This is a genomic window from Microbacterium sp. OR16, assembly GCF_047306725.1.
Taxonomy (GTDB): domain Bacteria; phylum Actinomycetota; class Actinomycetes; order Actinomycetales; family Microbacteriaceae; genus Microbacterium.
This window is the reverse complement of the sequence record NZ_JAZEXK010000001.1, coordinates 523,445-535,753: the sequence shown is the minus strand read 5'-3', so window position 1 is coordinate 535,753 and position 12,309 is coordinate 523,445. Positions and strand designations below refer to the sequence as shown.

10 protein-coding genes and 2 tRNA genes are annotated in these 12,309 nt (G+C 68.0%); 4 read left to right on the top strand and 8 right to left on the bottom strand.

All coding sequences use genetic code 11. The features are described from left to right. Nucleotides 1–4: 4 nt before the first annotated feature. From murA to V2S05_RS02585, 4 genes are all read right to left on the bottom strand, one after another. Complete coding sequence (gene murA, locus V2S05_RS02600; RefSeq protein WP_271637768.1) at nt 5–1,333, bottom strand: UDP-N-acetylglucosamine 1-carboxyvinyltransferase; 1,329 nt, start codon at nt 1,331–1,333, stop codon at nt 5–7. Nucleotides 1,334–1,472: 139 nt separating this feature from the next. Beyond that, nucleotides 1,473–2,093, bottom strand: coding sequence for a 3-isopropylmalate dehydratase small subunit (leuD, locus tag V2S05_RS02595; RefSeq protein ID WP_413633720.1), 621 nt, complete (start codon nt 2,091–2,093; stop codon nt 1,473–1,475). Beyond that, complete coding sequence (leuC, locus tag V2S05_RS02590) at nt 2,093–3,520, bottom strand: 3-isopropylmalate dehydratase large subunit (RefSeq protein WP_413633718.1); 1,428 nt, start codon at nt 3,518–3,520, stop codon at nt 2,093–2,095. Before leuC ends, leuD begins: the two co-directional genes overlap by 1 nt. A gap of 182 nt (nt 3,521–3,702) precedes the next feature. Next, complete coding sequence (locus tag V2S05_RS02585; protein WP_413633717.1) at nt 3,703–4,689, bottom strand: TerC/Alx family metal homeostasis membrane protein; 987 nt, start codon at nt 4,687–4,689, stop codon at nt 3,703–3,705. Between the two features lie 226 nt (nt 4,690–4,915). Here V2S05_RS02585 and V2S05_RS02580 point away from each other — a divergent pair, with 226 nt between their 5' ends. From V2S05_RS02580 to V2S05_RS02570, 3 genes are read left to right on the top strand one after another with little or no spacing between them, the layout of a single operon-like run. Beyond that, nucleotides 4,916–5,473, top strand: coding sequence for an RNA polymerase sigma factor (locus tag V2S05_RS02580; RefSeq protein WP_413633716.1), 558 nt, complete (start codon nt 4,916–4,918; stop codon nt 5,471–5,473). Then, nucleotides 5,470–6,597 (top strand): DUF4349 domain-containing protein, encoded by a 1,128-nt coding sequence (locus V2S05_RS02575; protein ID WP_413633715.1) that lies wholly within the window; start codon nt 5,470–5,472, stop codon nt 6,595–6,597. Before V2S05_RS02580 ends, V2S05_RS02575 begins: the two co-directional genes overlap by 4 nt. 49 nt (nt 6,598–6,646) lie before the next feature. Beyond that, nucleotides 6,647–7,453, top strand: a complete 807-nt coding sequence (locus V2S05_RS02570) for an SDR family oxidoreductase (RefSeq protein WP_413633714.1) — start codon at nt 6,647–6,649, stop codon at nt 7,451–7,453. Nucleotides 7,454–7,508: 55 nt separating this feature from the next. Here the strand turns inward: V2S05_RS02570 and V2S05_RS02565 are convergent. The 3 genes from V2S05_RS02565 to V2S05_RS02555 form a co-directional block, all read right to left on the bottom strand. After that, nucleotides 7,509–7,581, bottom strand: a tRNA-Glu gene (locus tag V2S05_RS02565). Nucleotides 7,582–7,645: 64 nt separating this feature from the next. Beyond that, nucleotides 7,646–8,671, bottom strand: coding sequence for an Atu2307/SP_0267 family LLM class monooxygenase (locus V2S05_RS02560; RefSeq protein WP_413633713.1), 1,026 nt, complete (start codon nt 8,669–8,671; stop codon nt 7,646–7,648). A gap of 100 nt (nt 8,672–8,771) precedes the next feature. Further along, nucleotides 8,772–8,844 (bottom strand) — tRNA-Glu (locus V2S05_RS02555). A 145-nt stretch (nt 8,845–8,989) separates the two neighbouring features. Here V2S05_RS02555 and V2S05_RS02550 point away from each other — a divergent pair. Then, nucleotides 8,990–9,628 (top strand): MBL fold metallo-hydrolase, encoded by a 639-nt coding sequence (locus V2S05_RS02550; protein ID WP_413633712.1) that lies wholly within the window; start codon nt 8,990–8,992, stop codon nt 9,626–9,628. 78 nt (nt 9,629–9,706) lie between these two features. Here the strand turns inward: V2S05_RS02550 and pepN are convergent, their stop codons facing one another. Then, complete coding sequence (pepN, locus tag V2S05_RS02545; protein WP_413633711.1) at nt 9,707–12,208, bottom strand: aminopeptidase N; 2,502 nt, start codon at nt 12,206–12,208, stop codon at nt 9,707–9,709. Between the last annotated feature and the right edge of the window lie 101 nt (nt 12,209–12,309).

Sequence of the window (12,309 nt, the reverse complement as noted above, 5' to 3'; positions counted from 1 at the left end):
CAGCTCACCGGACGACGTCGAAGTCCGCACCCAGGGCGCGGAGCTTGTCGAGGAACTTCTCGTAGCCGCGGCTGAGGATGTCCACACCCGACACCTGAGACTCGCCCTCGGCCGTCAGAGCGGCGATCACGTGGCTGTAGCCGCCGCGCAGGTCGGGCACCACGATGTCGGCGGCATGCAGCGGCGTGGGTCCGGTGATGACCGCCGCCTGCTCGAGCTCCCGGCGCGGCACGCGCCGCGGTCCGTTCTGCAGCCCGTGCGGGTGCACCTCGATGTCGGCGCCCATCTTCACCAGGGCCTGGGTGAATCCGAAGCGGTTCTCGTAGACCGTCTCGTGCACGATCGAGCGGCCGGGCGCCTGGGTCAGCGCCACGATCAGCGGCTGCTGCCAGTCGGTCATGAATCCGGGGTGCACGTCGGTCTCGACGATGACCGGCTTGAGCTCGCCGCCGCGCCGGAAGAGGATGCCGTCCTCCTGCACGTCGAACCAGCCGCCCGCCTTGCGGAAGACGTTGAGGAACGTGAGCATCTCCTGCTGCTTGGCTCCGGCGACGAAGATCTCACCGTCGGTCGCGAGTGCGGCGCACGCCCACGATGCGGCCTCGTTGCGGTCGAAGATGGCTCGGTGATCGTAGCCGCGCAGCGTCTCGACGCCCTCGATCAGGATGACGCGGTTGGGCTCGTACGAGATGATGGCGCCCATCTTCTGCAGCACCGCGATGAGATCCATGATCTCCGGCTCGATGGCGGCGTTGCGCAGCTCGGTCACGCCCTGCGCGCGCACCGCGGTCAGCAGCACCTGCTCGGTGGCGCCGACGCTCGGGTACGGCAGGTGGATGTTCGCGCCCTTGAGACCGTTGGGGGCCGAGAGCCGGATGCCGCTCGGCTGCTTCTCGACGACCGCACCGAACTTGCGCAGCGCGTCGAGGTGGAAGTCGATCGGACGGTCGCCGATCCGGCATCCGCCGAGGTCGGGGATGAACGCCTGGCCGAGCCGGTGCAGCAGCGGACCGCAGAACAGGATCGGGATGCGCGACGCGCCGGCGTGCGCATCGATCTCCTCGTAGTGGGCGGATTCGACGTCGCTCGGGTCGAGGATCAGCGAGCCGGGCTCGTCGCCCTCGGTGACGGTCACGCCGTGCACCTCGAGCAGCGAGCGCACCACGGCGACGTCGCTGAGACCGGGGACGTCGCGCAGCGTGCTCGCCGTCTCGCCGAGCAGGGTCGCGACCATCGCCTTCGTGGCGAGGTTCTTGGCGCCCTTGACGTCGACGCGCCCACGCAGCGGTCTGCCGCCGCGGATCGCGAGAACGGATCCGGCGGGAGCCGGCATCCGATCGTCTACAGCAACTCGCGGCGATGTCGTCATTCGGGCCTCATCTTCTTCGGGACATCGCGGCGGTCACCGCGTGTCTGCGTCTGTCACGGCGGATGCCGCGGGGCTTGTGGCCCCCGGCCCACGATGCTGCGACCTATCGGACAGGAAGCGTACGTGGCCGCCACGACTCGCGACGGGCCTCGAACTGCGCGATCTTCTCTTCGTTGCGCAGCGTGAGCCCGATGTCGTCGAGCCCTTCGAGGAGCCGCCATCTAGTGTAATCGTCGATCCCGATCGAGGCCTGGAAGACAGGCCCCGCTCCTGCCGTCGATCCGGGTACGGTCACCGTGCGAGCCTCGAGGTCGACCGTGATCACGCGGCCGGGCTGCTCGTCGATCAGCTCCCAGATCCGCTCGATCTCCGACTCCTCCACCGTCGCCGCCAGCAGCCCCTGCTTCCCGGAGTTGCCGCGGAAGATGTCGGCGAAGCGCGAGGAGAGCACGACCGCGAACCCGAAGTCGCGCAATGCCCAGACCGCGTGCTCGCGGCTCGATCCCGTGCCGAAGTCCGGCCCCGCGACGAGCACGGACGCGCCCTGGTACGGAGCCTGGTTCAGCACGAAATCCGGGTCCTGACGCCAGCCGTGGAACAGGGCGTCCTCGAAACCGGTCTTCGTGACGCGCTTGAGGAACACCGCGGGGATGATCTGGTCGGTGTCGACGTTCGAGCGCTTCAGCGGAGCGGCGATGCCGGTGTGGGTGGTGAACTTCTCCATCAGATGCTCGCTTCCAGGTCGGCGGGGCTCGACAGCGTGCCGCGGACCGCAGTCGCGGCGGCGACCAGCGGCGAGACCAGGTGGGTTCGACCGCCCTTGCCCTGGCGGCCCTCGAAGTTGCGGTTGGACGTCGACGCGCAGCGCTCACCCGGAGCGAGCTGGTCGGGGTTCATGCCGAGGCACATCGAGCATCCGGCGAAGCGCCATTCGGCGCCGAACGCCTCGACGATCTTGTCGATCCCCTCGGCCTCCGCCTCGATGCGCACACGCGCGGAGCCGGGGACGACCATCACGCGCACGCCGTCGGCCTTCTTCCTGCCGTCGATGATCGATGCGAAGGCCCGCAGATCCTCGATGCGGCTGTTGGTGCACGAGCCCATGAAGACGGCGTCGACCTTCACCTCCTTCAGCGGCGTGCCGGGAGCCAGATCCATGTACTCCAGCGCACGCTCAGCGGCGGCGCGCTCGTTGGCATCGGCGATCGAGGCGGGATCCGGAACGGACGACGACAGCGAGCTGCCCTGGCCGGGATTGGTGCCCCAGGTGACAAAGGGCTCCAGCGCGTCGGCGTCGATGAACACCTCCGCATCGAAGGTCGCGCCCTCGTCGGTAGGCAGAGTGCGCCAGTATGCGACCGCATCGTCCCAGTCCTGCCCCTGCGGGGCATGCGGCTTGCCCTTCACGTACGCGAACGTGGTCTCGTCGGGCGCGACCATGCCGGCACGGGCGCCGGCCTCGATCGACATGTTGCAGATCGTCATGCGCCCCTCCATCGAGAGGGCGCGGATGGCGCTGCCGCGGTACTCGAGCACGTAGCCCTGTCCCCCACCGGTGCCGATCTTCGCGATCACGGCGAGGATGATGTCCTTGGCGGTGACCCCGGGGCGCAGCGTCCCCTCGACATTGATCGCCATCGTCCTGAACGGCTTCAGCGGCAGGGTCTGGGTCGCCATGACGTGCTCGACCTCGCTGGTGCCGATGCCGAACGCCATCGCTCCGAAGGCGCCGTGCGTGGAGGTGTGCGAATCTCCGCAGACGACGGTGATGCCGGGCATCGTCAGCCCGAGCTGCGGCCCGACCACGTGCACGATGCCCTGCTCGGCGTCGCCGAGCGAGTGCAGTCGCACGCCGAACTCCGCGGCGTTGCGACGCAGCGTCTCGATCTGCGTGCGGCTGGTGAGGTCGGCGATCGGCTTGTCGATCGCGAGCGTCGGCGTGTTGTGATCTTCGGTCGCGATCGTCAGATCGAGCCTGCGGAGCGGGCGTCCCTCGGCGCGCAGCCCGTCGAACGCCTGCGGGCTGGTGACCTCGTGCACGAGGTGGAGGTCGATGTAGAGAAGATCGGGTTCGCCGTTCTCGCCCTTGACGACGAGGTGGTCGTCCCAGACCTTCTCGGCGAGGGTTCGCGGCGCTGTGCTGCTGGTCATGCGGTGTGTTCCTTAGATGGCTCGAAGAGTCGGCCCATGATGGACTCCGCGACGAGGAAGGCCTTAGATCGAGGTCCCGTCGCGGCTGCTAAGAAGAAGAACCACCCGCCGCATGCCGGTCAGTTTACACGGCGTCGACGGGTGGCCTTCCGGTGTGTTTCACACTGCGGAACCGGTCGGGATCAGCCCTCGATCGCGGCCTTCCGGTCGCGCCGCGAGGCGACCAGGCTGGCGATGGTGGCGACGGCCATCGACGCGAAGATCACACCGAGCGACACCCAGTTGTTGATGTCAGGAGCCCACTCGATCGGCTGACCGCCGTTGATGAACGGCAGCTCGTTCTCGTGCATCGCGTGCAGGATCAGCTTGACCCCGATGAATCCCAGGATGAACGCCACCCCGTAGTGCAGGTAGCGCAGTCGATCGAGCAGGTCGCCGAGCAGGAAGTACAGCTGACGCAGACCCATCAGAGCGAACAGATTGGCGGTGAAGACGATGAACGGGTTGGTCGTCACCCCGAAGATCGCGGGGATGGAGTCGACCGCGAACATCAGGTCGGTGACGCCGAGCGACACGAAGACGATGAGCATCGGCGTGAAGATCTTGCGACCGGCCACGACGGTGCGCAGCTTCGGGCCGTCGTACTCGTCGCTGATCGGGATCACGCGGCGGATCTGCCTGACGATGAAGTTCTCGGTCTTCACGTCGTCCTGCTCCTTGTCGGGCATCGCCTGACGCACAGCGGTGAAGACGAGGAACGCGCCGAAGAGGTAGAAGATCGGGCTGAGGTGCTCGACCGCCGCTCCGACGATGAGGATGAAGATCGCACGCAGGATCAGGGCGATGATGATCCCGACCATCAGCGCCTCCTGCTGATAGCGGCGCGGCACCGAGAACTGCGTCATGATCAGCACGAACACGAACAGGTTGTCGATGGAGAGGCTGTACTCCATCGCCCATCCGGTGAGGAAGTCGAGCGACGACTTCGTGTCGCCGAAGAAGAACAGCGTTCCGGCGAAGATCAGCGCGAGCGCGACGTAGAACGCGACCCAGAGGCTGGATTCCTTGGTCGAGGGGATGTGCGGACGCTTGAGGATGAGCAGCAGGTCCGCGATGAGGACCACGGTGAGCACGATGAGGGACGTGACTTCGAACCAGACGGGAATCAAGGACTGACGCCTTTCGGAGGGTGCGGTGAGTACCGAAAGTCTCTCCCCGCATGGTGACATGCGTCGCACGGCCGGAGCAGCTTTGATGGTGCTCGTGATGACGATCCGTGCGATCTCGGGATACTCCCCCTCGCTGAATCGATCGTAGCCGATCCGAGACGGTGGCCCGTTCCCGGACACCTGCATATGAGAGACACTCAGACTGTCGACGACGATCGGAAGAAGGATGCCGGCAAGCACGCAGGACCGCGAGTGGGCCGCCAGGGCTGCGTCCGGTGATCAGGATGCATTCCGCGCGATCTACCGCGCCCATGTGCGTCCGGTGTACTGGACCGCGTTCGGGATTCTCGGCTCGCTCTCGGATGCCGAGGACGTGGTGCAGGAGACCTTCGTGGTCGCTTGGCGGAAGCTGCCCGGACTCGACCTGCTGGGCGAGTCCTTGCTGCCGTGGCTCGCGACGATATGCCGGTTCCAGGCGGCGAACCGCCTGCGTCGCATGCGCCGCGACGCGGCGAACACCGCCGATGCCGCGGACGAGTCACTGCCCGACACGGTGAGCGTCGAGGATCAGGTCATCGCGTCGTCGCTCGCCGAGCGGATAGCCGCCGAGGTGGAGCGCCTGGGCGACACGGATCGCGAGATCTTCCGCCTGTGTGCGGTGGAGGGCTACGCCTACGAGGCTGCCGCCGCGAAGCTCGGGGTGAGCCACGCCGTGGTCCGCAATCGTCTCTCGAGGGTGCGTTCGCGACTTCGCGGCGCAGTGAAGGAAGAGAGAGACGCATGAGCGAGGAGATCGGGCTGCCGCCGCTGAGCGACGAGCGCATCGCCGGCATGGAACGGGCGGTCTTCGACCGCATCGCGCGGGAACCGCGTGAACCGAGCGGGGTGCAGTCGGCTCGAGATCGGCGCAGGCGCGGGTGGGTCACCGCGCTCGGCGTCGCCGCAGCGTTCGCAGCAGGCGCTCTGATCGCGCCCCCGCTGCTCGACGGCATCGGTACGGGCCTGAGCGCCTCAAGCGGCGACTCGTCGGCGGTGTCACCGGAGGGCGACGCCGTCGGCCAGGTTCCGCCCACCGCAGTCGAGGGCTTCTCGGGCGGATCCGCGGACGGCGGCACCGACTCCGCAGGCGGCGGCGTCGTCGCACCTCGCGACGACCCCGGGAGCAAGGGCGCCGATCTGCCGTTCGCCCACCTCGATGAGACACGCGAGATCATCGTCACGGCGGAGATGACGCTCCGCGTGCGCGATGCCGAGAAGGCGGCGGACGACATCACGGCACTGGCCGTGGAGCACGGCGGCTTCGTGGAGTCGGCCTCACTCGGCCTGGATCCGGATGCCGGCGACACCGTCCCCGAGCAGCCTCGCGAACCGGGCACCGGGTGGATCAGCATCCGAGTTCCCGCCGCCGATCTCGACGAGGTGATGGCGGCGGTCGGAGACGATGCGGAGGTCGTGCGCTCGTCGATCTCGCGCGATGACGTGACCGCTGCGGCCGTCGACCTGCGAGCCCGGATCGATGCGGCGCGCGCGTCGGTGCAGCGTCTGACCGAGCTCATGGGCAAGTCGGGTTCGGTGGGAGATCTGATCGAGGCGGAGTCTGCGCTGAGTGAGCGTCAGGCACTGCTCGAGAGCTACGAGCAGCAGCTGAAGCGGCTCGACGAGCAGGTGGCGCTGTCTACTCTGACGATCCAGCTGACCGAGCAGACGACGGCGAGCGAGGCGGATCCTGCGGGCTTCGGCGACGGTCTGCTCGCCGGCTGGAACGGCCTGATCGGCGCCCTGAACGGACTCGTGGTCGTCATCGGGTTCCTGCTGCCGTGGCTCGGCATCGTCGCTGTCGTGCTGCTGGCCATCTGGCTGATTCGCCGACGGCGTCGCGCGGGACGGCCTGCGGACGCCGCCCCGTGATCTGACCGCCTTCTTCCAGGGCGACCCGGGCGTCCGGTAGCGTGCGGTGATGACAGCTCAGACCTTCACCCCGCGTCACGCCATCGTCACCGCCTCCGACTCGGGCATCGGCGCCGCGACGGCGCTGGCACTCGCCGACGCCGGCATGGATGTCGGCATCACCTGGCACAGCGATGAAGAAGGGGCCGAGCGCACCGCAGCAGGCGTGCGCGAGCGTGGTCGCAACGCGATCGTCACGCGGTTCGATGCGACCGAGCTCGACCACGTCGCCGGGGTGATCGATGATCTCGCGGAACGCCTCGGCGGACTCGACGTCTTCGTGAACAACGCCGGCGCGAGCGTGCCGCGTCCGTTCCTCGATGTGCCTCTGCGCGAATGGCGCGAGACGGTCGCGCTGAACCTCGACGGCGCGTTCGTCGGGATGCAGGCGGCGGCACGCCGCATGGTCGCCTCAGGGGCGGGCGGACGGATCGTCGCCGTCACGAGCGTGCACGCGCACCAGCCGCGAGTGGGATTGGCCGCCTACATCGCGGCGAAGCATGGCCTCTCGGGTCTGATCAAGACGATGGCGCAGGAGCTCGGCGTGCACGGGATCACGGCGAATGCCGTGGCGCCCGGCGAGATCGCCACGGCCGCGAGTGGACGCACATCGAAGGATGCCGATCGCACCCACCGACCCGGCGTGCCGCTGGGACGCCCGGGCAAGGCGGAGGAGGTCGCGGCCGTCATCGCCTTCCTCGCCTCGGCGGATGCGAGCTACGTCACGGGAGCGGACTGGAGCGTGGACGGTGGGATGCTGCAGATGGGCCCGCAGGCCGGATCGCACTTGACCGATGACGAATGGCGCAAGGGCTGAGGCGCCTCAGATGCGAAGAAGGCCCTCCGGAACCGGAGGGCCTTCTTCATGTCGGTGACCCCAGCGGGATTCGAACCCGCGTTACCGCCGTGAGAGGGCGGCGTACTAGGCCGCTATACGATGGGGCCGTCACTGCAACCGTTCAAGTATGCCATGACCGTTCCCGGCGATCCAAATCGGTGCGCCACCTGCTCAGGCGAGCATGTCCTTCACCATCGGCACGACCTTCTCGCCGTACAGGCCGATCGAATCCAGCATCGTGGCATGGGTGATACCGCTCTGGTCGTACTTCAGATCGAAGCGGTCGACGTCCAGAGTGCGCAGCGTGCCGACGATCTTGCGAGCCACCGTCTCCGGGGATCCGATGTACAGCGCACCGCTCTCGATCTCCCGCTCGAAGTCGCCGACAGCGGGGGGCGGCCAGCCCCGCTCCCGACCGAGCCTCGTGCGCATGGCGAGCCAGCCGTCGTGGGTGAGTGCACGAGCCTGTTCGTCGGTCTCGGCGACGAGGCCAGGTGAGTGCACGGCGACAGGCTGATGGGGCACTCCGAACTGATCCTGCGCCCGCGTGAACAGGTCGATGTACGGCGCGAAGCGCGCCGCCGGACCGCCAATGATCGCGAGGAAGAGTCCGAAGTTGTAGCGTGCGGTGCGGACGACCGAGTCGGGACTGCCACCCACCCCGACCCAGGTGCGCAGGCCGTTCGCCGTCGTCGGGTAGACCCGCTGATTCTCGAGCGGCGGACGCGTGCTGCCCTGCCAGGTCACCGGCTCCTCCTTCAGCAGCAGCGAGAGCAGGTCGAGACGCTCTTCGAACAGCTCCTCGTACTGACGCAGATCGAAGCCGAACAGCGGGAACGACTCGACGAACGACCCGCGTCCGGCGACGATCTCGGCCCTCCCGCTCGAGACGGCGTCGAGTGTGGAGAAGCGCTCGAACACGCGCACCGGATCGTCGGAGCTGAGCACGGTCACGGCCGAGCCGAGCCGGATGCGCTCGGTTCGCGCAGCGATGGCGGAGAGAACGATCTCGGGGCTCGAGACGGCGAAGTCGGGGCGGTGGTGCTCGCCCAGGCCGAAGAAGTCCAGTCCCGCCCGGTCGGCAAGTTCGGCCTCCTCGATGATGTCGCGGATCACCTGCGGATGCGGGACGGCTTCGCCGTCGGCGTCCTCGGTGACTCCCCCGAAGGTGTCGAGCCCGAATTCGATGTCAGTCATGCCGACAGGAACCGTCTGTCACGAAGATTCATTCCGGTGAATGCAATATGCGGATATGCAGAAGGCCCTCCCAGATCTCGGAGGGCCTTCTGTGTCGCTGTGACCCCAGCGGGATTCGAACCCGCGTTACCGCCGTGAGAGGGCGGCGTACTAGGCCGCTATACGATGGGGCCGTTCGGCCCTGAGGGCCGATCTGGCAACCGTGCAAGTCTGTCACGCTGCGCGCCGACCGTCCAAATCGCCCCGCAGTCGTCCGCATCACGGGCGTGTCGCATCGGCCGACTTGCTCGGAGAGGACCGGCGGAGTTTACTTCGGTCATGCGCATCACGAAGTACGAACACGCAGCACTGCGCGTGGATGAGGCCAACGCGACCCTTCTGATCGATCCGGGTTCGTTCACCACCCCGCCCGACGATCTCAGCGGGATCGTGGCCGTTGTGATCACGCACGAGCATCCGGATCACTGGACCTCTTCCCACCTCGACCGGGTTCTTCGTGCCGCACCCGGCACGCCGATCTTCAGCACAGCGGGCGTAGCGGGCGCCGCGCCCGGTTACGAGATCACCGTCGTGTCGCCTGGTGACGAGGTGACGGTCGGCGGATTCACCCTGCAGTTCTTCGGGGGTCGGCATGCCGTGATCCACGAGAGCATGCCGGTGGTCGATAATCTCGCGGTGCTCGTCAACGACGAGCTGTACTATCCCGGAGACTCCTACGCGATCCCCGAGGGCATCGAGGTGCGCACCCTCGCTGCACCGCTCGGTGCTCCCTGGCTGAAGATCGGCGAGGCCATGGACTTCGTGCTGGCGGTCGCGCCGCGACGATGCTTCGGCACGCACGACATGACCCTGTCGACGGTCGGGCGCGACATGCACCGCCAGCGCCTGCAATGGGCTACCGAGCAGGGCGGCGGAACGTTCTTCGAGCTCGACCCGACCGAGAGCCTCGACGTCTGACTCCGGCCTTGGACGTTTGACGCAACGCCTCGACGTCTTCCGCAACGCCTCGACGTCTGGATCAGTGCCGCTCCGCCTTCACAGCCCGGCCTGAGCCGCCCGCACCCGCAGATCGCGTGCGAGATCGTCACGCGACTCGATCACCAGGCGTCGGAGTGCGCCGGGCGCATCGGCGTTCTGATCCAGCCAGGCGTCGACGGCATCGGTGCTCTCGCTCGCGGGGAAGAGACCCAGCACGAGACGCTGCGCCAGCTCGATGCTGCGCTCGGCCCAGGCTCCCCGGATGCGCTCGAAGTACTGCTCGTCGAAACGGGCGATGAGATCGCGACGCCCACCGGCCCGGAATCCGGAGATCGTGGCGTCGAGGTGGTCGTTGCTCAGGTCGAGGTCGTTCCACGCCGACTCCCATGCCGCGGCGCGGGTCGACGCGTCGGGTCGGGACGCCAGTGCACGGATCTCGGCCGTGCGGCCGGCGGCTGTGTCGTCGGCGGCATGCTCGGCGGCGATCGCCTCGGCATCCGCATGCCCTGTGGTCGCGAGCGCGGTGAGCAGAAGCCAGCGCAGGTCGGCGTCCATCGGCAGCCCCTGCGGTGCGTCTCCGTCGAGGATGGCGCGCACGTCGGCGGCCCGGGAATCGTCGAACGACGATGCGGCGGCGAAGGCCCGTGCCCATGCGAGCTGAGCGTCGCTGCCGGAGTCGGCGCTCTGCAGTGCCGCCCAGGTCGAGTCGACCCACGAACGGCGCTGCCGGGCGCGCTCGTCGTCGACGACGTAGTGCCCGATCGCGAACGCGGCGTTCAGCAGCGTCGCACTCAGCAGTGCGACGTTCGGCTCGGCGGGCGCATGCGCCCGCACGATCTCGAGATAGCGGGTGGCGGCCAGCTCGCCGTCTCGTGTGGCGTTCCACAGTGACGACCAGATGAGGCCGCGGGCGAGGTCGTCCGACATGGTCGACAGCGACGCGGCGACCGTGCTGAGCGAGCGCTCGTCGAGTCGCACCTTGGCGTAGGTCAGGTCTTCGTCGTTGAGCAGGATGAGGTCGGCATCCGGGATCTGCACCTCGGTGCGCTCCTGGTCGACGGTCACCTCGATGCGCTCGCGCAGGGCGAGCGTGCCGTCGACGACGTCGTACAGCCCGACGCGCAGCCGGTGCGGGCGGGGGGCGACCTCCCCGCTGTCCTGCACGATGACGCGTCGCCCCTCGGCATCCGTCTCGAGCCACAGAGCCGAGACACCGCTGGTCTCGAGCCACGACCGCGACCAGTCGCGCAGGGGCTGGCCGGAGGCCGCCTCCAGCTGGTCGAGGAGGTCTCCCAGGGTCGTGTTGCCGAACGCGTGCGCGGCGAAGTAGCGGCGGGCGCCCTCGAAGAACGCCTCCTCGCCGACGAACGCCACCAGCTGCTTGAGCACGGAGGCGCCCTTCGCGTAGGTGATTCCGTCGAAGTTCAGCTTCGCCGCTTCAAGATCGGGGATGTCGGCGACGATGGGGTGGGTGGTGGGGAGTTGGTCCTGCCGGTACGCCCAGGTCTTGCGGCTGTTCGCGAACCGGGCCCACGCGTCGGTGAAGCGCGTGGCTGCGGCCGAGGCGTGAGTGCCCATGTAGTCGGCGAACGACTCCTTGAGCCACAGGTCGTCCCACCAGCGCATGGTCACGAGGTCGCCGAACCACATGTGCGCCATCTCGTGCAGAATCGTGTTGGCGCGCGCGCCGCGCTGAGCGTCGGTCGCCGCTCCCCTGCTGATGTAGGCCTCGGTGAAGGTGACCAGACCCGGGTTCTCCATCGCACCGAGGTTGTACTCGGGCACGAAGATCTGGTCGTACTTGCCCCACGGATAGGGATACGCGAACACGTCGGTGAAGAAGTCGAGCCCCTGGCGGGTGACCTCGAGGATCTCGTCTGCTTCGAGGTGCTCGGCGAGGGACGCGCGACACAGCACGCCGAGGGCGATCCGCTGGTCGTCCCGCATCCACTCGCCGTCGATCCGGGCGTAGGGCCCGGCCGCGACCGACGTGATGAAGCTCGAGATGGGCAGCGTGGGGGCGAACTCGACCGTCTGCACGCCGATGCCGGAGACCACGTGCGCGGGCGACTGGTTCGACAGCACGTGCCAGCCGGCGGGAGCGACCACCCGGAAGGTGTAAGCGGCCTTGAGGTCGGGCTGCTCGAAGCACGCCATCACCCGGCGCGAGTCGGCCGGCTCGTACTGCGTGTAGAGATACGTCTCGCCGTCGACGGGGTCGTGGAAGCGGTGCATGCCCTCGCCCGAGCGACTGTACGCCGCGACAGCCTCCACGCGGACGACGTGCGAGCCGCCGAGGCCGTCGAGCTGGATGCGAGCGCCGTCCCAGCGCACCTCCCGCTCGTCACCATCGACGACGACTCGGTCGACGGATTCCCCGATGAAGTCCAGCCACGTCTCGGCCTCGGACGCATCGAAGGTGAGCGTCGTCACCGTGGGGAATCCGGTGCGAGCGCGTTCGGGCGCACCGGCGAGGTCGAGTTCGACGCGCACCTCGCGCAGCGCGATCGACGCTGCGCGACGGGAGGCCTCGTCGCGGGACAGGTTGGCAGAGCTCATTCCTCCATCGTGTCATGTCGCGGCAGCCGTCGCAGTGGCCTGCGCCGAGAGCGCAACCCCCTTTCCGTGCGGATCCAGTGACGCGAGCCTGGTTCGGGTAC